The organism is Anaeromyxobacter sp. Red801 (genome assembly GCF_049201065.2).
GTDB lineage: Bacteria > Myxococcota > Myxococcia > Myxococcales > Anaeromyxobacteraceae > Anaeromyxobacter.
On the sequence record NZ_CM181236.1, the window covers coordinates 2,790,035 to 2,813,219 of the forward strand.

The 23,185-nt window shown below is 74.5% G+C and carries 18 protein-coding genes and 2 pseudogenes; 9 read left to right on the forward strand and 11 right to left on the reverse strand.

What is annotated here, in order from left to right; all coding sequences use genetic code 11:
* Positions 1–3: 3 nt before the first annotated feature.
* A pseudogene (locus ACOQFB_RS12870) lies at positions 4–351 on the forward strand (MFS transporter); the annotation flags it as partial.
* Between the two features lie 48 nt (positions 352–399).
* On the opposite strand, the gene ACOQFB_RS12875 reads toward ACOQFB_RS12870, so the two are convergent.
* Entirely contained in the window at positions 400–1,302 is a 903-nt protein-coding gene (locus ACOQFB_RS12875) for a LysR family transcriptional regulator (protein WP_421610654.1), read from the reverse strand.
* A gap of 76 nt (positions 1,303–1,378) precedes the next feature.
* On the opposite strand from ACOQFB_RS12875, the gene ACOQFB_RS12880 reads away from it, so the two are divergent.
* Positions 1,379–2,008 carry a nitroreductase family protein gene (locus ACOQFB_RS12880; RefSeq protein ID WP_421610655.1) on the forward strand — a complete coding sequence of 210 codons (630 nt, stop codon included), beginning with the start codon at positions 1,379–1,381 and terminating at the stop codon, positions 2,006–2,008.
* Positions 2,009–2,246: 238 nt separating this feature from the next.
* Positions 2,247–4,943 (forward strand): OmcA/MtrC family decaheme c-type cytochrome, encoded by a 2,697-nt coding sequence (locus tag ACOQFB_RS12885; RefSeq protein WP_421610656.1) that lies wholly within the window; start codon positions 2,247–2,249, stop codon positions 4,941–4,943.
* A gap of 91 nt (positions 4,944–5,034) precedes the next feature.
* Here ACOQFB_RS12885 and ACOQFB_RS12890 read toward each other — a convergent pair whose 3' ends face one another.
* A complete protein-coding gene (locus ACOQFB_RS12890; RefSeq protein WP_059437025.1) occupies positions 5,035–5,373 on the reverse strand; it encodes a P-II family nitrogen regulator in 339 nt (112 codons plus the stop codon).
* A 275-nt stretch (positions 5,374–5,648) separates the two neighbouring features.
* Between ACOQFB_RS12890 and ACOQFB_RS12895 the strand changes: the two genes are divergently transcribed.
* On the forward strand, positions 5,649–7,169 hold the full coding sequence (locus ACOQFB_RS12895) for an ammonium transporter (RefSeq protein WP_421610657.1): 1,521 nt from the start codon (positions 5,649–5,651) through the stop codon (positions 7,167–7,169).
* A 79-nt stretch (positions 7,170–7,248) separates the two neighbouring features.
* Here ACOQFB_RS12895 and ACOQFB_RS12900 read toward each other — a convergent pair whose 3' ends face one another.
* Together ACOQFB_RS12900 and ACOQFB_RS12905 are read right to left on the reverse strand one after the other, a co-directional pair.
* Positions 7,249–7,683: a hypothetical protein gene (locus tag ACOQFB_RS12900; protein WP_059437027.1), complete on the reverse strand. Its 435-nt coding sequence runs from the start codon at positions 7,681–7,683 to the stop codon at positions 7,249–7,251.
* A complete protein-coding gene (locus tag ACOQFB_RS12905) occupies positions 7,680–8,636 on the reverse strand; it encodes a 5'-3' exonuclease (protein ID WP_421610658.1) in 957 nt (318 codons plus the stop codon). The genes ACOQFB_RS12900 and ACOQFB_RS12905 overlap by 4 nt, the downstream gene beginning before the upstream one ends.
* Positions 8,637–8,830: 194 nt before the next feature.
* Between ACOQFB_RS12905 and aceA the strand changes: the two genes are divergently transcribed.
* From aceA to ACOQFB_RS12925, 4 genes are all read left to right on the forward strand, one after another.
* Positions 8,831–11,080, forward strand: coding sequence for an isocitrate lyase ICL2 (gene aceA / locus ACOQFB_RS12910; protein ID WP_421610659.1), 2,250 nt, complete (start codon positions 8,831–8,833; stop codon positions 11,078–11,080).
* 57 nt (positions 11,081–11,137) lie between these two features.
* The gene (locus tag ACOQFB_RS12915; protein WP_237757866.1) at positions 11,138–11,437 is read left to right on the forward strand and encodes a MoaD/ThiS family protein; all 300 of its coding nucleotides are present in this window, start codon (positions 11,138–11,140) and stop codon (positions 11,435–11,437) included.
* A gap of 408 nt (positions 11,438–11,845) precedes the next feature.
* Entirely contained in the window at positions 11,846–12,541 is a 696-nt protein-coding gene (locus ACOQFB_RS12920; RefSeq protein ID WP_494492240.1) for a WD40/YVTN/BNR-like repeat-containing protein, read from the forward strand.
* Positions 12,542–12,649: 108 nt separating this feature from the next.
* Positions 12,650–13,564: a DUF1207 domain-containing protein gene (locus ACOQFB_RS12925; RefSeq protein WP_059437032.1), complete on the forward strand. Its 915-nt coding sequence runs from the start codon at positions 12,650–12,652 to the stop codon at positions 13,562–13,564.
* A 101-nt stretch (positions 13,565–13,665) separates the two neighbouring features.
* Here ACOQFB_RS12925 and mdh read toward each other — a convergent pair whose 3' ends face one another.
* From mdh to ACOQFB_RS12945, 4 genes are all read right to left on the reverse strand, one after another.
* Positions 13,666–14,616: a malate dehydrogenase gene (gene mdh / locus ACOQFB_RS12930; protein ID WP_011421278.1), complete on the reverse strand. Its 951-nt coding sequence runs from the start codon at positions 14,614–14,616 to the stop codon at positions 13,666–13,668.
* 37 nt (positions 14,617–14,653) lie between these two features.
* The gene (locus ACOQFB_RS12935) at positions 14,654–16,885 is read right to left on the reverse strand and encodes an NADP-dependent isocitrate dehydrogenase (RefSeq protein WP_421610661.1); all 2,232 of its coding nucleotides are present in this window, start codon (positions 16,883–16,885) and stop codon (positions 14,654–14,656) included.
* A 240-nt stretch (positions 16,886–17,125) separates the two neighbouring features.
* Positions 17,126–18,436, reverse strand: a complete 1,311-nt coding sequence (locus tag ACOQFB_RS12940; protein WP_059437034.1) for a class I SAM-dependent methyltransferase — start codon at positions 18,434–18,436, stop codon at positions 17,126–17,128.
* A 95-nt stretch (positions 18,437–18,531) separates the two neighbouring features.
* The gene (locus ACOQFB_RS12945; protein ID WP_059437035.1) at positions 18,532–18,879 is read right to left on the reverse strand and encodes a cupin domain-containing protein; all 348 of its coding nucleotides are present in this window, start codon (positions 18,877–18,879) and stop codon (positions 18,532–18,534) included.
* A gap of 189 nt (positions 18,880–19,068) precedes the next feature.
* Here ACOQFB_RS12945 and ACOQFB_RS12950 point away from each other — a divergent pair, with 189 nt between their 5' ends.
* On the forward strand, positions 19,069–22,197 hold the full coding sequence (locus tag ACOQFB_RS12950; RefSeq protein ID WP_421610662.1) for an amidohydrolase family protein: 3,129 nt from the start codon (positions 19,069–19,071) through the stop codon (positions 22,195–22,197).
* 37 nt (positions 22,198–22,234) lie between these two features.
* Here the strand turns inward: ACOQFB_RS12950 and ACOQFB_RS12955 are convergent, their stop codons facing one another.
* The 3 genes and pseudogenes from ACOQFB_RS12955 to ACOQFB_RS12965 all read right to left on the reverse strand — a co-directional run.
* Positions 22,235–22,684, reverse strand: a complete 450-nt coding sequence (locus ACOQFB_RS12955; protein WP_059437037.1) for a MauE/DoxX family redox-associated membrane protein — start codon at positions 22,682–22,684, stop codon at positions 22,235–22,237.
* Entirely contained in the window at positions 22,681–22,869 is a 189-nt protein-coding gene (locus ACOQFB_RS12960) for a cupin domain-containing protein (protein WP_494492604.1), read from the reverse strand. Before ACOQFB_RS12960 ends, ACOQFB_RS12955 begins: the two co-directional genes overlap by 4 nt.
* 94 nt (positions 22,870–22,963) lie before the next feature.
* Positions 22,964–23,110 (reverse strand): annotated as a pseudogene (locus ACOQFB_RS12965) (anti-sigma factor); the annotation flags it as partial.
* Between the last annotated feature and the right edge of the window lie 75 nt (positions 23,111–23,185).

A 23,185-nucleotide genomic window follows, 5' to 3' on the forward strand; every position in this document is an offset into this window, starting at 1 on the left:
GCCGTGACCCCGTTCGCCGGGCGCTGGATCGACCGGGTCGGCTCGCGCCGCGCCGTCACGGTGGCGCTCGCGGTGGCGGCGGCCGGCGCGCTCGTGACGCTGGCGCCCTCGGTGACGCTCGTGGTGGCGGGCCTGGCGGCGGTGTGCACCGCGGTGTTCGTGAGCCAGTCCGCCTCCACCGCGTTCCTGCGCACCGCCGCGCCGCCGCGGCTCCGGTCGTCGGCCTCCGGCCTGTACGTGTCGAGCTACTACCTCGGCGGCGCCGCCGGCGGCGTCGCGCCCGCGCTCGCCTGGCACGCGGGCGGCTGGGGCGCGTGCGTGGCGATGGTGGTGGCCGTCCAGCTCGGCACCGTCGCGCTCGCCCACCGCGCCTGGGCCCGGCCGCCTGAGCCGCCCGCCTCAGCGCCGCGCCTCCCCCGCCCCCGGCTCGCCGAGCGCGGCCACGATCGCGTCCCGGAACCGCGCCACGGCCACCGGCTCGTAGCGCCGGCTCGGCCACACCACGCTCACCGGGCCGCCGCGCCGGACGTACTGCGGCAGCACCCGCTCGATCGCGCCGGTGCGCAGGTGCGCGGCGATCATGCCGGTGGGCACCAGCGCGATCCCCGCGCCCGCGAGCAGCATGCCGCGCACGAACGCGAACTCGTCGGCGGCGGCGCGGCCGTGCACGGTCACCTGCTCCTCGCCGCGGCGGCCGGTGAGCCGCCAGACCGCGGTCTCCCCGCCGGCGCGGTAGAGCAGGCAGTCGTGCCGGGCCAGGTCGGCGAGGCGCCGCGGCCGCCCGCGGGCGTCGAGGTAGGCGGGCGCGGCGAACAGCGCGAGCGCGCTGTCCGACAGCTTGCGCGCGAGCAGCGACGAGTCGGCGAGGACGCCGGCGCGGATGGCCAGGTCGAAGCCCTCCTTGACCAGGTCCACGTAGCGCGCCGTGAGCGACACCTCCACGCGCACCTGCGGGTGCGCGCGCAGGAACGCGTCCGTCAGGCGCGCCAGGTCCGGCGCCAGGTCCACCGGCGCGGTCACCCGCACCGTCCCCCGCGGCTCGGCGCCGAGCGCCGCCGCCTCCTCGCTCGCCTCGCGGAGCCCGGCGAGCGCGTCGCGGGTCCGCTCGTAGTAGGCGCGGCCCGCGTCGGTGAGGCTGAGGCGGCGGGTGGTCCGCTGCAGCAGGCGGATCCCCAGCTCGCCCTCGAGCGCCGCCACCGCGCGGCTCACCGACGACTTGCGGACGCCCAGCGCCGACGCCGCGGCGGTGAAGCTGCCCGCCTCCACCACCTGCGCGAACACCGCGATCCGGTTCAGGTCCATCGTTGCTCCTCGCGCATCGGTCTTTCCCGGAACCACTATCTAGTCCACCCGGCCGCAACGGCCTAGGTTCCTCGCCATGACCCCCGTGACCCCCCTCCCGGCCGCCGCCGCGACCCCCCGCCGCCCCGAGCACCCCATCGACGCGCCGTTCGTCGCCCGCTGGTCGCCGCGCGCCTTCACCGACGAGGCGATCCCGCGCGACACGCTGCTCGGCCTGCTCGAGGCCGCCCGCTGGGCGCCCTCCGCCCTGAACGCGCAGCCCTGGCGCTTCGCCTGGGCGCGCCGGGGCACGCCCGCGTTCGAGCGGTTCCTGTCCGCGCTCGCGCCCGCGAACCAGGTCTGGGCGCGGAACGCCGCGGCGCTCGTGGCGGTGGCGTCGCGCGAGGCGATGGAGCTGCCCGGGCGCCCGGGCCCGGTGCCGAACGCGAGCCACGCGTTCGACGCGGGCGCGGCCTGGGCGCAGCTCGCGCTCCAGGCGCAGCGCTGGGGCTGGGCGACGCACGCCATGGGCGGCTTCGACGCGGCCCGCGCGCGCGAGGCGCTGGCGCTGCCGGCGGGCCTCGCGCTCCACGCGTTCGTCGCGATCGGCCGCCGCGGCGATCCGGCGGCGCTCCCCGAGGCCCTGCGCGCGCGCGAGCGCCCCAGCGAGCGGCGCCCGCTGTCCGCCCTCGCCTTCGAGGGCGGGTTCGAGGCCGCGGGCGCGTAAGCAAGCTTTGACACTCCGCGACCGCGCGGCGGCGCGCGCACGCTTCGCCCTGCGACCGATTGCCCTGGGTCGAAGCTCCGCGATCGCGGCGGTCCGCTCCGACCCGGTGCGACATGGCGCCGCGAAAAGCGCGCCGGCGTTGACGTGCATCAAGATCTCGCTGGCCCCTGCGGGACTATCAAGGCGATAGTCAAACCTATGGGTGCGGTCGAATGCGCGCCCCAAGGAGCCAGACGCAATGATCCGACGGACACTGCTGCTCGCGGCGCTCGGCCTCGCGGTCGTCGCCTGCGAAGGCGCGAAGGGCCCTGCCGGCGCCCCCGGGCGCGACGGCACGAACGGCCAGGACGGCCAGGACGGCAGCAACGGCACCTCCTGCACCGTCACCGACAACCACGACGGCACCCACACCATCACCTGCACCGACGGCACCTCGGTGACCGTGTCGAACGGCGCGACCGGCGGGAACGTCGCGATCGGCGACTTCCACGGCGCCGCATTCCTGAAGTCGAGCGGCGAGTACGCCACCGGCAAGTTCGACGTGAAGGTGACCATCACCGGCGCGACCGCCGCGGCCGACGGCACGCTGACCGTGGACTTCACCGCCGCGACCCCCGGCGCCGGCGGGCAGCCGGTCCCGGGCATCGCCGCCATCACCGCCGACGTGGCGAAGCTCGTCCCCGGCACCGCCACGGAGCGGGCCTCCCGCTTCGTGCCGTACATCACGCGCATCGAGACCGCGACCGCGGGCGACTGGCCGAACCCGGCCGGCACCACCGCGGTCCAGGGCAACACCGAGGGCAACGGCGCGCTCACCGATCACGGCGACGGCAGCTACACCTACGTGTTCGCCACCAACCTCGCGAACGCGACCACCGAGGGCGCGCCGGTCGGCTACCAGCGCAACCTGCTGCACCGCGTGTCCGTCATGATCGGCGGCCACGACGGGCCCACCGGCGAGGCCACCTACGACTTCGTGCCGGACGGCTCCGCCATCACCACCACCCGCAACATCGTCCAGACCGCCGCCTGCAAGGCCTGCCACGGCGAGGAGTTCCACGGGCACGGCGGCAACCGCCTCTCGGTCGAGAACTGCGCCACCTGCCACGTGCCCGGCACCGCCGACGCGAACGGCGGCCAGAGCCTCGACCTCGCGGTCATGATCCACAAGATCCACGCGGGCGGCGAGCTGGCCAGCCTGCCCGGCCCCGACGGCAAGGTCTGGGACGACCCGAGCACGCCGCAGGACGAGTCCGCCGACAACGGCGAGTACGCGATCTGGGGCTACCGGAACACCAAGCACGAGTGGTGGAAGGCCGAGTTCCCGGCCGTGCTCGCGAACTGCCAGAAGTGCCACACCGGCACCGGCGCCCAGGTGGACAACTGGAAGACGAACCCCACCCGCGCGGCCTGCGGCTCCTGCCACGACACCGTGGACTTCGCCACCGGCGCCAACCACCTGGGCGGCGCGCAGGCGGACGACTCCGGGTGCGCGACCTGCCACGGCGCCACCACCGGCTGGGCGCCCATCGTGCCCGCGCACGACTGGACGACGAAGGACCCGCGCAACGTCCCCGAGTTCGACGCGGAGCTGTCGCTCTCCGCGCCGGCGAACGGCAAGTACTACGTGGCCGGCGAGGCGCCGGTCGTCACGGTGGTCCTGAAGGACAAGGCGACCGGGACGCCGATCGACCACGACCTCGTCACCGGCGCGGCGCTCGGGTGCCTCCCCACCGGCTGCCCGGCCCCGACCAGCCCCACCACGTTCGCCAACACGGCGTTCTTCGTGAGCGGCCCGCGCGCCACGCGCAACCCGGTGCTCACCACCACCGCGCGCGCCAAGATCGAGGTCGCGGCGCCCGCCTCCTGGGACCTCTCCGGCGGCGCCGCGCTGGCGCTCAAGGTGGACAGCGGCCGCGACGTCACCCTGTACAACCAGACCGGCGGTGACTTCGTCGCGTCCGGCACCATCTCGGTGACCGTGCCGCCGGCGGCGTTCGCGAACCCCGCCGCGGCGACGCCCGCGGAGCTGGCCGCCGGCCTGAACGCCATCCCGGCCTTCGGCCGCCGCGCCATCGCCTACGTCGAGGGCGGGCGCTTCGGGATCCGCAGCCGCAACCTGGGCCGCGTCTACGCGATCCAGCTCGACCCCAGCGCGGTGACCACCGCCGTCTTCGGGGGCGACACCGCCCTGAAGATGCCGGGCGGCTACTACCCGTCCAACACGCTCGCGTTCAACGCGGCCCCCGGCGCGGCGAACGACCGGAAGGTGACCCGCTCCGCCGGGTCGATCACCTACCAGCTCGATCCGGTGGACGACCTGCAGCCCGGCACCTACGTCGCGAGCGTCGAGATCTCGCGGCTCGGGCGCGTCAGCGAGACCAACTACCGCACGCCGACGGTGGCGAAGGTGGCGTTCCAGGTGAAGACCGCGGCGGTGGAGAAGCCGATCGCGAGCAACTGCAACTCCTGCCACCAGAGCGCGGACGGCCGGGGCTTCGTCCTCGACTTCTCGCGCCACAACAAGATCTTCTCCGACGACGCCGTGGACCAGTGCGGCGCGTGCCACGACTACCAGCCCGGCTCCGCCACCGGCGCCTGGCTGGGCGGCCACCCGATCTCGAAGCGCGTCCACGCCGTGCACTTCGGGTCGAGCCTGTTCACCCCGCTCGCCACGGTCGCCTACTCCAACGGCGACCCCGTCGCCGGCCGGAACTGGGACATCACGTTCCCGCAGGACGTCCGGAACTGCCAGGCGTGCCACCCCGACGGCACGTCGAGCGGCACCTGGGCCGCGCGCCCGAACCGGCTCGCCTGCTGGGGCTGCCACGACTCCGAGGCCGCCAAGGCGCACATGGCGCTGCAGACGCTCGACCCGACCCCGGCGAACCCGTGGAGCGGTGACGAGCAGGAGTCCTGCCAGGCCTGCCACTAGGCCCGGCGGCCGCTGAACCCAGGGCCCGGCGGGGCGGCTTCGGCCGCCCGCCGGGCCCTTCCCTTTTCCGCCCGCCGCGCCGGCCGGCCCGCTAGAGCGCGTCCTCGCCGCGGTCGCCGGTGCGGATGCGGACCGCCTCGTCCACCGGCGTGACGAAGATCTTCCCGTCGCCGATCCGCCCGGTCCGCACCCAGGCCTCGAGCTCGGCCACCATCCGCGGCACGAGCGGGTCCGGGACGACCAGCTCGACCCGCAGCTTCGGCACCAGCTCGATGGTGTACTCGGCCCCCCGGTACAGCTCGACGTGCCCGCGCTGCCGCCCGAAGCCGCGCGCCTCGGACACCGTCATCCCCGAGATCCAGGGGTGGGCCAGCGCGGCGCGCACCTGCTCGACGCGCGACGGCCGGATGATCGCCTCGATCCGCTTCATGGACACCTCCGCGCCGGCGCACGTGCAATCACCGTGCGTGCACCGCGGACCGCGACCCGGGCCACCTCGCCGCGCCTCGCCCCGCCCCCCGCGCCGCATCGCCGTGCACCGGGCTGCCCGCCCTCCCGGCAGCAGCCCCCGCCGGAGCGCGCGACCGCGCCGGAAACCGCCCTTAACCGGCCTCCGCGGGCTCCGGTACGCGCGCTGCAAAGGCGCCTCGCGTCCCATCCAACGCGACCGCGTCCGGCCGCCCACAGCACGGGAGATCTCGTCCGATGAAGAAGCTCCGAGCCATGCTCCTCCTCGCAGCGCTGGCCGCCCCGGCGGCCCTGCTCCTCCATGCGCCGGTCGCGCGCGCCGACGAGGCCGCCGCGGCCGCGCCGGTCGCGTTCACGCAGGGCATGGCCGACGCCATCGCCGCCCAGAAGGTCGGGCTCGACACGATCTGGGTGATGATCGCGGCGTTCCTCGTGTTCTTCATGAACCTGGGCTTCGCGCTGGTCGAGTCCGGCTTCTGCCGCGCGAAGAACACCGTGAACATCCTGTTCAAGAACTTCGTGGTGTTCGCGATCTCGTCGCTCGCGTTCCTGGTGATCGGGTACGGCCTGATGTTCGGGGACGGCAACCCGCTCTTCGGCACGAGCGGGCTGCTGTTCGCCTCCGGCGCGGACAACAGCCCCGCCGTCGGCGACGCGTACCAGGGCGTCTACCACGCGCTCAACTGGACCGGCGTGCCGCTGTGGGCGAAGTTCTTCTTCCAGCTCGTGTTCGCCGGCACCGCCGCCACCATCGTGTCCGGCGCGGTCGCCGAGCGGATCAAGTTCAAGTCGTTCATCGTCTTCACGCTGTTCCTGGTCGGCGTGGTCTACCCCGTGGGCGGCCACCTGATCTGGGGCGGCGGCTGGCTCGCCAGCAAGGGCTTCCTCGACTTCGCCGGCTCGACCGTGGTGCACTCGATCGGCGGCTGGGCCGCGCTCGCCGGCATCCTCGTGCTCGGGCCGCGGCTCGGGAAGTACGGCCCCGGCAAGCAGATCAGCGTCATCCCCGGCCACAACATGACGAGCGCCGCCATCGGCGTCTTCGTGCTGTGGTTCGGCTGGTTCGGCTTCAACCCCGGCTCGACCATGGCGGCCGACGGCGCGTCCATCGCGCACATCGCCACCACCACCAACGTGGCCGCCGCGGCGGGCACCGTGTCCTCCATGCTCGCCGCCTGGATCTTCCTGAAGAAGCCGGACTTCGGCATCACGCTGAACGGCTGCCTGGCGGGGCTCGTGGCCATCACCGCGGGCTGCGCGTTCGTGAGCGTGCTCAGCTCGCTCGTCATCGGCCTCGTCGCCGGCGTGCTGGTGGTCGCCGCGGTCGTGTTCTTCGACAAGATCCGCGTGGACGACCCGGTCGGCGCGACCGCGGTGCACCTCGCGAACGGCGTCTTCGGCACCATCGCGCTCGGGCTGTTCGCCGATCCCACCGTGGCGCCGTGCGCGGCGGTCGCGAAGCCCGGCCTGTTCCTGGGCGGCGGCATGGCGCAGCTCGGCCCGCAGCTCCTGGGCGTGGGCGTGGTGGCGGTGGCGGTGTTCACGCTCTCGCTGGCGGCCTGGTACGTGACGAAGCTCGTGACCGGCGGGATCCGCGTGACGGCGGAGGAGGAGCTGGAGGGCCTGGACGTCGGCGAGCACGGCAACTCCGCCTACCCGGAGTTCCAGATCCGCTCCGGCGGCGCGTTCGGCGGCACGGCGGCCCACGGCGCCGAGCCGGTCGCGGTCGCGGTCGGCAAGACGACCCCGGCCTACTGACCTGGGGCGGGGGGATCGCGAGGCGGGGCGGGGCGCTGCCGGGCAGCCGGCGGCTCCCCGCCCTCGCCGTCCCGGGCGCTCACCGCGGCGGCAGCGCCGCGCGGAGCGTCCGGGCGCGGCCCGAGAGCGCCTCCTCCGGCTCGGCGTCCACCGCCGCGCGCGCCTCGGCGTCGAGCGCCGCGCCGCGGCCCGCCGCCTCCAGCCACAGCTCCACCGCGCGCCGGCGCCAGCCCGCCTCCAGCGGATCCGCCTGCTCGCGCGCGATCTCCGCGCGCTCCAGGCAGAGCCGCGCGAGCACCAGCAGCCGCTCCGGCTCCGCCACCAGCGCGGCCGCGGTGGCCGACTCCACCGAGGCGACCATGCGCAGGTCGATGCCGACCAGGCCGGTGGCGGTCGCCTCGAGCTGCTGCACCGCCTGCTCGTGCGCGCCGGCCCGCCGGAGCTTCAGCACCCCTGCGAGCGCCCAGCCGAGCTGCTCCAGCATCCGCTGGATGAAGTCGCGGCGGAGCGTCATGTCCGCTCCCCGCCCGCCGCGTCGCCGGCCTGGCCCGCCACGGCCGGCGGCGGCGCGCCGCCGGCGCCCGCCCAGCGCGTCGGCCGCGCCTCCAGCCCCTGCACCAGCCGCTCCGCGCCGAGCGAGGCCGCCCAGGCGCCGAGCCGCTCGCGCGAGAGCCCGGGCCAGCGCAGCCCCTCGAGCCCCTCGGGCAGCGGCGCGTCGGTGACGAGCGTCGCGAGCCGCCGGTACAGCAGCGCCGCCTCGCGCCCCTCCTCCAGCGCCCGCGCCAGCTTCGCCGCGCCGCGCACGCCCGCCGGCCAGCGCGCGGGGTCGGCGGGGACGTCCTCCAGGTGCCCGTACACCGCGAGCAGCGCCGACGCGCTGCGCTCGCCGAACCCGGGCAGCCCCGGGATCCCGTCCGCCGCGTCGCCCACCAGGGCCAGCCAGTCCGGCACGCTCTGCGGCGGGATGCCCCGGCGCGCGAGCAGCGCCGCCTCGTCCACCTCGCGCCCGCGCATGCGGTCCACCTGGATCACCCGCCGCCCGCGGAGGCACTGGCCCAGGTCCTTGTCCGGCGTGAGGATGCGCACCTGCTCCACCTCGTCGCGGAAGCGGGCCGCCGCGGTGGCGAGCGCGTCGTCCGCCTCCAGCGCGTCCATCGACCACACCACCAGCCCGAGCGCCCGCGCCGCCTCCTCGGCGGCCTCGAGCTGCGCGAGCAGCTCGGGCGGCACGCCCTCCTCGCTCTTGTAGCCGGCCCACAGGTCGTTCCGGAACGAGCGGATGGGCCGGTCGAACGCGATCGCGACGTGCGTCACCGCCTCGCCGGCGTCGTGCAGCAGCGCCAGGAGCGAGGCGGCCAGCCCGAGCGTCGCCTTCACCTCGCGGCCGTCGGGCGCACGGTGCCCCGGCCGCCCGGAGAAGTGCGCGCGGAACAGCTCGTAGGTGCCGTCCACCAGGTGGAGCCGCATGCCGCGGAGTATACGCTCCGCGAACCCGCGCCCGGGGCCTGCGCGCCCCGCCGCGCCCCGGAGGGCACGCGGGGCGACGAACCCCTCCCGCGCGGGCCGCGCCCCGCGCGTGCGCCCCCGATGCGCGGTGGCCTCCCGGACCGTCCGGGTCCAGCCTGTCGGGACGCGCCGCCGACGGCGCCAGGAGACGACAGATGGACTTCGAGCAGGAGGTCGCGGCCCTCCGCCGCTGGTTCGAGAGCCCCCGCTTCGCCGGCATCCGGCGCATCCACACCGCGCGCGAAGTCGTCGAGCAGCGCGGCACCATCCGCCAGGACTACCCGGTGGCGCGCGAGGCCGCCGAGGCGTTCCACGCGCGGCTGCGCGAGCTGTTCCAGCAGCGGCGCTGCATCACCACCTTCGGCCCCTACTCGCCCGGCCAGGCCGTCGCGATGAAGAGGATGGGCATCGAGGCCATCTACCTCGGCGGCTGGGCCACCTCGGCGAAGGGCTCGGTGCAGGAGGACCCCGGCCCCGACCTCGCCAGCTACCCGCTCAGCCAGGTGCCCGACGAGGCGGCGCCCATCGTCCGCGCGCTGCTCACCGCCGACCGGAACCAGCACCACGCCCGCTCGCGCATGACCGAGGAGCAGCGCCGCGCCACCCCGGCGGTGGACTTCCGGCCGTTCATCATCGCCGACGCCGACACCGGCCACGGCGGCGACGCGCAGGTGCGCAACCTCGTCCGCCGCTTCGTCGAGGTCGGCGTGCCCGGCTACCACATCGAGGACCAGAAGCCGGGCGTGAAGAAGTGCGGCCACCAGGGCGGCAAGGTGCTGGTCGCGGAGGACGAGCAGCTGAAGCGGCTCTCCGCGGCGCGGTTCCAGCTCGACCTGATGGGCGTGCCGGGGATCGTGGTGGCGCGCACCGACGCGGAGTCCGCCACGCTGCTCGACGGCCGCGGCGACGAGCGCGACCAGCCGTTCATCCTGGGCGCGAGCAACCTCTCGATCCCGGCCTTCCGCGCGGCGTTCCTCGCCATCCTGCGCCGGTTCCACCGCGCCGGGGTGGAGGAGCTGTCCGGGCACGAGCTGTACGCGGTCTGCGAGGAGGAGTACGCGGCCGCGGACGCCTGGCTGGAGCGCGCCGGCTTCGACAAGGGCATCGCCGCCGCCGCTGCCGAGCACCAGCGCGGCGCGCTCGCGGTGGACGCGGCGCTGGACCGGGTCTTCGACCGGTTCGTGGACGCCTGGCAGCAGGAGGCCGGCGTCTGCACCTACGCCGAGGCGGTGGCGCAGGCGATCGCGTTCCGCGAGCACGAGGGCGAGCGCCCTGCCATGCGCCGCGACGAGTGGATGGCGTTCGCCGCGCGCGCGCCGTTCTACCGCGCGCGCGAGAAGGCGCGGGCCATGGGGATCGACCCGCCCTGGGACTGCGAGCACGCCAAGACGCCCGACGGCTACTACCAGGTGCGCGGCGGGATCGACTACGCCATCCAGAAGTCGCTCGCCGCGGCGCCGTTCGCCGACCTGCTCTGGATGGAGACCAAGACGGCCGACCTCGCCGACGCGCGGCGCTTCGCCGACGCCATCCACGCGGTCCACCCGGACAAGATGCTCGCGTACAACCTGTCCCCGTCGTTCAACTGGGACACCACCGGCATGGACGACGACCAGATGCGCCGCTTCCCCGAGGAGCTGGGGAAGCTCGGGTTCGTCTTCGACTTCATCACCTACGGCGGCCACCAGATCGACGGGCTGGCCGCGGAGGAGTTCGCGACCGCGCTGCGCGAGGACGGCATGCTGGCGCTGGCCCGGCTGCAGCGGAAGTTCCGGCTGCTCGAGTCCGGCTACCGGACGCCGCAGACGCTGGTGGGCGGGCCGCGCCTCGACGCGGCGCTCATGGCCGTCTCCGGACGGACCGCCACCACCAAGGCCATGGGCCAGGGCTCCACCCAGCACCAGCACCTCGTCCAGACCGAGGTGCCGCCCCGGCTGCTCGACGACTGGCTCGACCTGTGGCGCGACCAGCACCACGTGGCCGGCAAGCTCCACGCCACGCTGCGGCCGGTCACCGCCGGCTCCGACCTGCTCGAGCTCGTGGTCACCTCCGCCGACGGGGAGCGGAAGCTCGACGTCACGTTCGCGAGCATCACCGACCGCCGCGGGCGCAGCATCCTCTCGGTGCGCGACCAGAACACGCACGACCTGTCGCTCCGGCGCAAGCGGCTCATGACGCTCGCGCAGCTGTTCCTGTTCCACCGCTACCGGGTGGACTCGGCGCACTACGTCACGCCCACCGAGGACAACCAGCGGCAGGCGGAGGGCATGAAGGCGCTCGGCCTGTTCCGCTCGGTGGCGCAGGAGGTGGGCGAGATCATCGTCGCCGACGTGGACCGGGCCCGCGTGAAGGCGCTCGCCGCGCGGGACCACGCGGCCCTGAAGGCGCTCATCGCCGGCACCTGACGCCTCCCTGCCCGGGGCGCCCCGACCGGCGCGTTGCGGCGGGGGGTCACGTCCACCATGCGTGAGCCTCGCTTCTGCGAGGCCCGCATGCCGCACGTGACCTTCACCGCGACGCTCCGGCGCCACCTCGACGCGCCGCCCGCCGAGGTGCCGGGCGCGACCGTGCGCGAGGCGCTCGAGGCCGCGTTCCGCGGCAACCCGCGCCTGCGCGGCTACGTGCTCGACGATCAGGGGCGGCTGCGCAAGCACGTGGCCGTGTTCGTGGACGGCGCGCTCGTGACCGACCGCGACGGCCTCGCCGACCCGGTGCGCCCCGGGAGCGGCATCCACGTCATGCAGGCGCTCTCGGGAGGGTGAGGCCATGGGCTCGAGCGATCGGCTGAGCGTCGCCACGCGCAAGGGGCTGTTCCTGCTGGAGCGGCGCCCGGGCGGCTGGGAGATCGAGCGCTGCGCGTTCCTGGGCGACCCGGTCAGCATGGTGCTCGACGACCCGCGCGACGGGACGCTCTACGCCGCCCTGGCGCTCGGCCACTTCGGCGTGAAGCTGCACCGCTCCGACGACCGCGGCCGGACCTGGGCCGAGGTGGCCGCGCCCGCCTTCCCCGCCGAGCCCGCGGGCGCGGGCGAGGCGCCCAGCGTGCAGCAGCTCTGGGCGCTCGAGCCCGCCGGACCGGACCGGCCCGGCGCGTTGTGGGCGGGGACGATCCCCGCGGCGCTGTTCCGCTCCGGCGACCGCGGCGCGTCCTGGAGCCTGGTGCGCGCGCTGTGGGACCGCCCCGAGCGCAAGGACTGGGGCGGGGCGGCTACGATCAGCCCGGCCTGCACTCCATCGCGGTGGACCCGCGCGACCCGCGCCGGCTGCTGTGCGCCATCTCCACCGGCGGCGTGTGGGGCACCGCGGACGCGGGCGAGACCTGGGCGCTGCGCGCCACCGGCATGTACGCGGAGTACATGCCGCCGGAGCGGCGCGGCGATCCCAACGCGCAGGACGTCCACCGCCTGGCCCAGGCGCCCACCGCGCCGGAGCGCCTGTACGCGCAGCACCACAACGGCGTGTTCCGCAGCGTGGACGGCGGCGAGCGGTGGACCGAGATCACCGCCATCCGGCCGTCCAAGTTCGGCTTCGCGGTGGCGGTGCACCCGCGCGATCCCCGCACCGCCTGGTTCGTGCCGGCGGTGAAGGACGAGCGGCGCGTGCCGGTGGACGGGAAGCTGGTGGTGGCGCGCACGCGCGACGGCGGCGACACGTTCGAGCTGCTGCGCGAGGGCCTCCCGCAGGAGCACGCGTACGACCTCGTGTACCGCCACGGGCTCGCGGTGGACGCGGGCGGCGACCGGCTGGCCATGGGCTCGACCACCGGCGGGCTGTGGATCTCCGAGGACGGCGGGGATCGCTGGGTGCAGCACCCGGCGCGGCTGCCGCCGGTGTATCAGGTCGCCTTCGGGCAGGCCTCCCGGTAGGGCGCCCCCCGACGGCGAGCCCGCCCGGACAGGCGCCGGGCGGCCGGGCGTGCCCTAGCGTGAGGCGCCTCGCGACCGTCCGCCGCGACGCCCACCCCGGAGGCCCCCATGCCGACCGCTCGCCTCGCGCGGCCGTTCCCGGTCGCGATCCTGCTCGCCCTCGGCCTCGCGCTCCCGCTCGCCGCGCGGCCGCAGGACGTGCGGGTCCTCCAGTGCGGCACGGGCGTCCACCAGGACGAGGCGTCCGGGGTGGTGTGGCTCCCGCAGGGCGACGTCTTCTGCCCGCTCGTCGCCGACCCGAAGGCGGTCCGCTCCTTCGTCTCGTACCTGTACGGCAAGTTCCCGACCAGCCACGGCTCGCTCCACCTCGGCTCGGTGGGCATCGGCGACGGCCTGCCGCTGCTGCGGATCGGCGGCCCGCGCGCCGCGGACGGGCTGCAGGTGGGCCTGGAGGCGGCCGTGTTCGCGCAGTTCGACCTCGACTCGCGGAGCGACGACCTCCTCAACGCCGACTACACCGTGAGCATCCCGGTGACGTTCCGGCGGGCGGGCTTCTCCGCCCGCCTGCGCGTGTACCACCAGAGCTCGCACCTCGGCGACGAGCTGCTCCTGCGCGCCGACAGCGAGATCGCGCGGCAGAACCTGTCGTTCGAGTCGGTGGAGCTGATCCTCTCGCAGGAGGTCGGGCCGCTGCGCGTCTACGCGGGCGGCGAGCACCTCTTCGACCGCAACCCCACCGCGCTGGATCCGCGCGTCGTGCACGCGGGCGCGGAGCTGCGCGCCGGGCCCGACCGCGGCGCCCGGCTGGTCGTCGCCGGGGACGTGAAGTCGAGCGAGCAGCAGCAGTGGAAGCCGGCCTGGAGCGCCCGCGCCGGCGTGGAGGTCGCCTGGTGGCGCGCCCCCGGCCACCCGCCGCGGGTGTGGAGCCTGCTCGCGGAGTACTACGACGGCCCCTCGCCGTACGGGCAGTTCTTCCTCGAGTCCACGCGCTACGCGGGGCTGGGCCTGCACCTCCAGCTGTAGCGCGGCGGCCGCGGCACCGCGCCCGCGAGACGGCGAGGCCCCGACCGCCTGGCGGCGATCGGGGCCCCGGATCCTGCTCCGCGGCGAGGCCGCGGCGGCCGCTACTTCAGCGTGGCGACCAGGTCCTTCACGGCCTTGACGGACTTGTCCATCATGGCCTGCTCCTCGGCGTTCAGCTTGAGCTGGAGGACGCGCTCCGCGCCGCCCGCGCCGATCACCACCGGCACGCCGACGTAGAGGCCGTCCACGCCGAACTCGCCCTTGAGGAAGGCGCAGGTCGGGAGCACGCGCTTCTGGTCCTTGAGGAACGACTCGGCCATGGCGATGGCGCTGGAGGCCGGCGAGTAGAACGCGGAGCCGGTCTTGAGGAGCGCGACCACCTCGCCGCCCGCGCCGCGGGTCCGCTTCACCATCGCGGCCATCACCTCGGCGGCCTTGGCGGCGCCGTACTTCTGCTCGAGCAGCTCCATCACCGGGACGCCGCACACGCTGGTGTAGCGGACGAGCGGCACCATGTCGTCGCCGTGGCCGCCGAGGGTGACGGCGGTGACGTCCTTCACCGAGACGCCCAGCTCCCAGGCGATGAACGCGGCGAAGCGGGCCGAGTCGAGCACGCCGGCCTGGCCGACGACGCGGTTGTGCGGGAAGCCGGTGATGCGCTGGCAGAGCGTCACCATCGCGTCGAGCGGGTTCGAGATCACGATCACGAAGGCGTTCGGGGCGTACTGCTTGATGCCCTCGGCCACGGTCGTCATGATCTTCGAGTTGACCGCGATGAGGTCGTCACGGCTCATGCCCGGCTTGCGGGGCAGGCCGGCGGTGACGATCACCACGTCCGCGCCCTTGATGTCCTCGTAGGTGTTCGTGCCCTTGAGGCTCACGTCGAAGCCGTCGACCGGCGCGGCCTCGGCGATGTCCAGCGTCTTCCCCTGCGGCAGCCCCTCGACGATGTCGAAGAGGACCACGTCGCCCAGCTCGCGGAGCGCCGCGAGCTGCGCCAGCACGCCGCCGATCTGCCCACCGCCGATCAGTGCAATCTTGGACCTGGCCATGTTCGTCTCCCTCGCCTGACTGGTTGGATTCCTGCAGCTACGCCATCGCGTCGATGATTGCGTTCAGCGTCGCGCTGGGACGCATCGCCTTCCCCGTCTTCACCGGATCCGGGCGGTAGTAGCCGCCCATGTCCACCGGCTTGCCCTGGGCCGCGAGCAGCTCCTGGTCGATCTTCGCGGCGTTGTCCGCCAGCTGCTTCGCCAGCTTCGCGAAGCGGGCCTGCAGCTCCTTGTCCGTCGACTGCGCGGCGAGCGCCTCGGCCCAGTACAGCGCCAGGTAGAAGTGGCTGCCGCGGTTGTCGATCTGGCCGACCTTGCGGGCCGGGGACTTGTTGTTGTCGAGGAACTTGCCGATGGCCTGGTCCAGCGTCTCGGCCAGCACCGCCGCCTTCGCGTTGCCGCTGACGCGGCCGATGTGCTCGAGCGAGGCGCCCAGCGCCGAGAACTCACCCAGCGAGTCCCAGCGCAGGTAGCCCTCCTTCACGAACTGCTGGACGTGCTTGGGGGCCGAGCCGCCCGCGCCCGTCTCGAACAGGCCGCCGCCGGCGAGCAGCGGGACGATCGACAGCATCTTCGCGCTGGTGCCGATCTCGAGGATGGGGAACAGGTCGGTGAGGTAGTCGCGGAGCGCGTTGCCGGTCACCGAGATGGTGTCCTGGCCCTTGCGGATCCGCTCCAGCGAGTAGCGCATCGCCTCGACCGGCGCGAGGACCTTGATCTCGAGGCCGCGGGTGTCGTGGTCGTTCAGGTACTTCTGGACCTTCGCGATCACCTGCGCGTCGTGGGCGCGGTTCTTGTCCAGCCAGAACACCGCGGGCGCGCCGGTGGCGCGGGCGCGGTTCACCGCCAGCTTCACCCAGTCGCGGACCGGGATGTCCTTCGTCTGGCACATGCGGAAGATGTCGCCCGCCTCGACCGCCTGCTCGAGCAGGGTCGCGCCGGCGCCGTCCACCACCCGGATCTTGCCCTTGGCGCTCGCGATGAACGTCTTGTCGTGCGAGCCGTACTCCTCGGCCTTCTGCGCCATCAGGCCGACGTTCGGCACGCTGCCCATGGTGGCCGGGTCGAAGGCGCCGTTCTTGCGGCAGTCCTCGATGATCTCCTTGTAGATCGTGGCGTAGCAGCGATCCGGGATCACCGCCTTGGCGTCCTGCAGCTTGCCCTCGGCGTTCCACATCTTGCCGGACTCGCGGACCACCACCGGCATGGACGCGTCGATGATGATGTCGTTCGGCGCGTGCAGGTTGGTGATGCCCTTGTCCGAGTCCACCATCGCGAGCGCCGGGCGCTTCGCGTAGGTCGCCTTGATGTCGGCCTCGATCTCGGCCTTCTTGTCGGCCGGCAGCGTCTCGAGCCGCTTGTACAGGTCGCCGAGGCCGAGGTTCGGGTTCACGCCGAGCTGCTTGAACGTCTCGGCGTGCTTCGCGAACACGTCCTCGAAGAACACGGTCACCGCGTGCCCGAACATGACCGGGTCGGAGACCTTCATCATGGTGGCCTTGAGGTGCAGCGAGAACAGCACCCCCTGGCGCTTCGCGTCCTCGATCTGCTCCGCGACGAACTTCCGCAGCGCGCGGACGTCCATGATGGTCGAGTCGATGATCTCGCCGTCGAGGAGCGGCGCGTCCTTCTTCAGCACCGTCACGGCGCCGTCCGGCGCGACGTGCTCGATGCGGAAGGTGGTGGCCTTCGCGACCGTGGTGGAGGTCTCGTGCCCGTAGAAGTCGTCCGCGGTCATGTGCGACACGTGGGCCTTCGACTCCGGGTTCCACGCGCCCAGCTTGTGCGGGTGCTTCTTCGAGAACGCCTTCACCGACAGCGGCGAGCGGCGGTCCGAGTTGCCCTCGCGGAGCACCGGGTTCACCGCGCTGCCCAGCACCTTGGCGTAGCGGGCCTGGACGGCCTTCTCGGCGTCGTCCTTCGGGGCCTCCGGGTAGTCCGGGACCGCGTAGCCCTTGCCCTGCAGCTCCTTGATCGCCTCCTTGAGCTGCGGGATCGAGGCGCTGATGTTCGGGAGCTTGATGATGTTGGCGTCGGGGCTCTGGGTGAGCTCGCCGAGCTGCGCCAGGTAGTCGGGGATGCGCTGCGCCTCGGTGAGCTTCTCCGGGAACGCGGAGATGATGCGGCCCGACAGCGAGATGTCACGCGTCTGGACGTCGACGCCGGTGCCCTTGGTGAAGGCCTGGACGATGGGCAGCAGCGAGTAGGTGGCGAGCGCCGGCGCTTCGTCGATTTCGGTCCAGATGATCGTGGAGGTCTTCGTCGTCATTTTCCCTCGTCCTTAGGCTTGCGTGATCCTCGTCGTCGGCGACCACCACGGCTGCGCCGGCCCCGTCCCGAGTGAGGTGCCCGACATGCCACGATTCCTCACGCGAGATCAATGATGGAAGTCACGGATCTTCGGCCGGAAAGTGGACTGCCAACGTCTACGAACAGCCCCGCCGCGCAATGGATTCCGGGGGCCATCCGGTGAGCGTGCGCGCCGTCCGCCGCGCCGCGTCGAGCACCCTCAGCCGCGGGCGCGCGCCGGCCGCCCGACCGCCTGCTCCGCGTACCACGCGGCCCGGCTGCGCGGGATGGCCTCGGCCCGTCCGCCGGGGTCCGGCCGGGCGAGCAGGAGCTGGAACACGCTGATCCGTCCGAGCCGGAAGCCGGCGGCGGAGGCGGCGAGGTAGAGCCGGTACAGCCGGGCCCGCCGCTCGCCCACCAGCCCCACCGCCTCGCCGTACCGCGCCTCCAGCCGCTCCAGCCAGGCGGCGAGCGTCTCGGCGTAGTGCTCCCGCAGGCACTCCAGGTCGCGCACCTCGAACCCGGCCCGCGCCGCCCGGGCGATCACCTCGGCGATCGGGACGAGCTCGCCGTCCGGGAACACGTAGCGCCAGATGAACCCGCCGCCGCGCTGCCCGGCCCAGGGCAGCGTCGGCCCCCACCCGTCCACCGAGGCGATGGCGTGGTTGAGGAACAGGCCCCCCGGCCGGAGCAGCCGGTGGACCGCCGCGAAGTACGCGTCGAGGCGGGCCCGCCCGACGTGCTCCATCATGCCGACGCTCGCCACCTTGTCGAAGGGGGCCTCGGGGCGGAGCGTCCGGTAGTCCTCCGGGCGCACCGCGATCTCCGCCCGCCCCCGCAGGCGCTCCGCGCGCGCCTCGGCGGCGCGGAGCTGGTGCTGGCTGAGCGTGATGCCGGTGGCGCGCGCCCCGTGGCGGAGCGCCGCGTGCTCCACCAGCGCCCCCCACCCGCAGCCCACGTCGAGGAACCGCTCGCCCGGCGCGAGCGCGAGCTTGCGGCACACCAGCTCCAGCTTGGCGCGCTGCGCCTCCTCCAGCCCCTCCCCGCCCGTCGCGAAGTACGCGCACGAGTAGACGAGGTCGTCGCCGAGGAACAGCCGGTAGAACGCGTCGGAGACGTCGTAGTGGTGGCGCACCGCGTCGCGGTCGCGCCGGACGCTGTGCCGTCCCCCGTGCAGCCGGGCCTCGAGCGGCGCGGGGCCGAGCGCGTGCAGCGCGCGGCGGGCGAGCGCCCCCGCGATGGCCGCGGCGAGCGCCGCGTGCGGGCGCGGGCCGGTCCACCGGGCCGCCGCCTCCACCAGCGCGATGGCGTCCCCCTCCAGCTCGATCCGGCCGTCGAGGTACGCCTCCGCGAGGCGCCGCTCCGCGGCCGGGGGCACGAGCGCGTCGAGCGCGGCGGGGTCCCGCAGGACCACCGCCCCGCGGACGCCGGCGTCGCGCGCCGGCGGGAGCAGCGTGCCGTCCCAGAGCCGCACCGCGAACGTGCGGGACTCGGAGTCGAACATCGCCGCGGCGACCCGGGCCGGGTCCATGCTCCGAGCATATGCGACCGCGCCATCGCGCGCGGAGGCGCCGGCGGGGGCGCCACGGAAGCGACTGCCGCGCTGCGGCAAAGCCCCCCGTGCACTCAGGGCGCCGGGGCCGGATCGCGGAGCATGACGAGCAGCATCCGCGTCCGCGACACGGCGTCCACCGCGTGCGGGACGTTCGCCGGCATGCGCGTGAGGCTGCCGGCGGGCGCCTCGACCGCCTTCCCGCCGATCGTGAGCGTCAGGGCTCCCTCCAGCACCACGACCAGGGCGTCGAAGGGCGAGGTGTGCTCGGTGAGCCCCTGCCCCGCGTCGAACGCGAACAGGGTGACGTTGCTCGTCCCCTTCTTCGCGAGCACGCGGCTGGCGATGCCGTGCTCGGCGTAGCCGAGCAGCTCGACGAAGCGGTGGGCCTCCGCGGGCGGCAGCAGGTCGTCCTTGGCCATCGGGGCTCCTCTCCGCCCCTGGCGCGGCGCCGCGTCGGGCGGCGGCCGGGGCGTCATCGATCGTTTGCGTTGCAACGCTCCGCGCCGCGACCGCTCCGTGCATGGTACGCCCCCGCCGGCCCGTTGCCACCTCCGCGCCACGCCGGACAGGAGAGCCCCTTCACGCCGTCCTGTCCCCCCGGAGAGCGCATGCCGATCACCCGCCGATCCCGAATCGCCGCCGTCACACTCGCCACCGTCGCCGCCGTGTCGCTCGGCGCCGCCACGCTCCAGGGCGGCAGCCGCGCCGCGGTGCGCGACATCACCGTCCACGAAGGCACCAACGTCGCCGTGACCGCGTCCCCGGACGGGCGCGAGCTGGTCATGGATCTCCAGGGCGTGCTCTGGTCGCTGCCGCGCGGCGGCGGCGAGGCGCGGCGCCTCACCGACGGGCTCCTCGAGCCCGCCCGCCCCGACTTCTCGCCCCGGGGCGACCTGATCGCGTTCCAGGCGTACGCGGGCGGGACGTTCCACATCTGGACCATGCGGCCGGACGGCACCGAGGTGCGCCAGCTCACCTCCGGCCACGGCGACGACCGCGAGCCGCGCTTCTCGCCGGACGGGACGCGCATCGCGTTCTCCTCCGACCGCGCGTTCCAGGGCAGCTACGACGTGTGGGTGGCCGACGTCGCCACCGGCGCGCTGACGCGCTGGACCGACGCGCCCGCGGACGAGTTCGAGCCCGCCTGGACGCCCGGCGGCGGCGAGATCGCGTTCGTGAGCGGCGCCGGCTCGACCGGCACCGCCATCGAGGCGGTGGACGCGGCCGGCCACCGCCGGACGCTCGCGACCGCGCCCGCCGGCGCGCGGCTCAACTCGCCGTCGATCTCCCCCGACGGCGCGCACCTCGCCTGGATCCAGTTCGCCGCGAACCGCAGCCGGCTCCTGGTGGACGGCGCGCCCGCGTCGCCGTTCGAGGACGTGTTCCCCTTCCCGGCCCACTGGCTGTCCGCGCGGACGCTCCTCTACGGCGCCGACGGCGGCATCCGCGTCACCGATCTCGACGCCGGCACGAGCGAGCAGGTCGCGTTCGAGGCGACGTTCCGCCTGGTGCGGCCGGCCTGGGAGCGCAAGCGCTTCGACTTCGACCGGACCGCGCCGCGCCAGGCGCTCGGCATCGTGGCGCCGGCGCTGTCGCCCGACGGCACGCGCGTGGCGTTCCAGGCGCTGAACCGCCTCTGGCTGATGGACGTGGGCGGCGCGCCGCGCCCGCTCACCGACGGGCCGTACTACGCGCAGGATCCGGCCTGGTCGCGCGACGGCACGCGCCTCGCGTACGCCTCGGACAAGGCCGGCACCGCGGACCTCTACGTGCTCGACGTGGTCACCGGCGCCGAGCGGCGCGTGACCTCGCTCCCCGGCGCCGAGATGGCGCCGGCGTGGTCGCCGGACGGCGGGCGGCTCGCGTTCCAGGACCAGGCCGGCGCGACGCACGTGCTCGACCTCGCCACCGGCGCCGTGCGCCAGGTGGTGGCGCCGCTGTTCGCGCCGGGCCGCCCGACCTGGTCCGCCGACGGGCGCACGCTGGCGCTCGCCGCGCTGAAGCCCTACACCCGCCGCTTCCGTGAGGGCACCAGCCAGATCCTCACCGTGGACGTGGAGTCCGGCGCGACGCGCTACCAGGAACCCGCGCCGTTCGAGTCGCTGAGCACGCGCGGTGACGACGGCCCGGTGTGGTCGCCGGACGGGACCGCGCTCGCGTTCGTGATGCAGAGCACGCTGTGGGTGATGCCGGTGGACGCCGCCGGCCGCGCCGCCGGGCCGGCGGTGCGCATCACCTCCGAGCCCACCGACGCGCCCACCTGGAGCGGCGACTCCCGGCGCCTGCTGTACCTGTCCAACGGCGCCCTGCGAATGGTGGCGCGCGAGGGCGGCGCGCCCGCGACCGTGCCCGTCGAGCTGCGCTGGCGCCAGGATCGCCCGGAGGGCACCGTGCTGGTGCACGCCGGGCGGCTCTGGGACGGCCGCGGGCCCGAGGTCCGGCACGACGTGGACCTCGTCGTCGCCGGCAACCGCATCCGCGCCATCCTCCCGCACCGCGCCGACGCCCACGCGCGCGCCGCCGCGCAGGGGCAGCGGGTGGTGGACGCGTCCGGGCTCACCGCCATCCCGGGCCTGTGGGAGTCGCACACGCACGAGTGGATCAGCGGGAAGTTCTACGGCGCCCGCCTCGGCCGCCTGTGGCTGTCGTACGGCGTGACGTCGGCGCACTCGGTCGGCGATCCGGACTACCGCGCGGTGGAGACGCGCGAGGCGTACGCCTCGGGCGCCCGCGTCGGCCCGCGCTTCTTCGCGAGCGGCGAGGCGATCGACGGCGAGCGCGTCTACTACAACTTCATGCGCCCGACCACGAGCGCCGCGCAGCTCGACCTCGAGCTCGCGCGCGCCAAGGCGCTCGACTACGACATGCTGAAGACCTACGTGCGCATGCAGCACGAGTGGCAGGCGAAGGCGGTGCGCTTCGCGCACGAGGAGATGGGCGTGTGGGTCGGCTCGCACTACATGCTGCCCGGCATGTCGTACGGGATGGACGGCCAGACGCACGTGAGCGCCACCACCCGCCTCGGCTTCGCCTACACCCGCTCGTCGGGAGGGGTGAGCTACGGCGACGTGCGCACGCTGTTCGCGCGCTCCGGCATGTTCGACATCTCCACCACCTTCAACCCCTCGCTCTACGCGGACGACCCGGCGATGGTGGACGACCCGCGCCTGCTCGCGCTCAACACGCCCTGGGACCAGGCGCTGCTGCGCGCGAAGCGCGACCGCGCGGTCACCACCGACCAGACCGTCAGCCTGGAGACGCTCCAGCGCGAGGAGGAGACGCTCGCGGCCGTGCTGCGCGGCGGCGGCACCATGCTGGCCGGGACCGACTCGCCCCTCGACAACGTGGCCACCGCGCTGCACCTCAACCTGCGCGCGCAGGTGAAGCTGGGCGGCCTGGCGCCGTGGGAGGCGCTGCGCACCGCGACCGCCCTGCCCGCCCGCGCCTTCGGGGTGGACGCCGACCTCGGGACGCTCGAGGCGGGCAAGCTCGCCGACGTCGTGTTCGTGCGCGGCGATCCGCTCGCCGACGTGGCCGACGTCGCCAACGTGGAGCTGGTCATGAAGAACGGCCGCCTCCACACCGTCGCGGAGCTGATGGCGCCGTTCACCGGCGGCGGCGCGGCGGCCGCCTCCGCGCCCGCGCACCGGCGGCTGCCCGCGGCGCGCGGGGTGGCGGTGACGCCGGCGCGGTGGTGGCACGACCCGGAGGCGATGGTCGAGGAGGACCACCGGTAGCGCGGTCGCGCCGAGCCGGACGGAGCCCGCCCCGGCCTCACGGGCCGGCGGCGGGCTCCACCCCGGCGGTCCCCGGCCGCCGCGCGTCGCGGCGCGCCGGCGCGGGCGGGGCGGCCAGCGCCAGCAGGACCGCGGCGGCGGACGCGGAGAACACCGAATAGTCGAGCGGCGACTTCGGGCCGAACGAGACGCCCATGGCCGTGCCGAACACCGCCAGCAGGCCGGCGCTGGCGAGCGCCACCCAGCGCAGCCGCACGCCGGCGAGGAGCGCGAGGCCGAGGGTGGTCTCGGCCACCGTCGCGGCGCGCGCGAGGTAGGGCGCGAGCGCCGCGGGCAGGAACGCGTTCACCTCGGCGGTGTAGCGCACGAACGCGTCGAAGTCGTTGTTCCCCCAGAGCCCGAGCCGGCTGCCGACCGCTGACAGGAACGCCGCCGCCAGCGCCAGGCGCGCGTACAGGACGGCCCAGCGGAGCGCCGGGCCGCTCACCGGCCCTCCCCGTGCCGCGCGAGCACGCCCCGGTAGTACTCGGCGATGCCGGCCGTGGTGCTCCGCTCGGCCACCCCGCCGTCCGCGCCGAGCGTCTCCATGGCGCCGCGCACGGTCACGAACACCACCACCGGCTCGTCGCCCACCGCCATCCAGCTGTCCTCGTTGCCGGCCGGCTCGTACACGTAGCCGCGGGCCGACCACCTCGCCGGTGTCGAGCAGCTTCCGGTGGCCGGCGAGGTTGAGCGCGTGGACCTCGCCCTCGTGCCGGTGCCGCGGGACGAGGGTGCCGGGCTCGAGGCGGAGCAGCAGCGCGCGCGTGTCGCCGTCCGCCTCGCCGCGGAGGAGCTTCAGGGAGAAGCCGGGCGACACCTCCGCCCAGGGCAGGTGATCGGTTCCGTTCGGGTGATTCGGTTCGTGGGTCATGCCACCCGGATAGCGGCCGGAGTGGCTCCCTCACAGGTCCACCCTGGCGAAATCTGATGGATCCATTACCGTCCG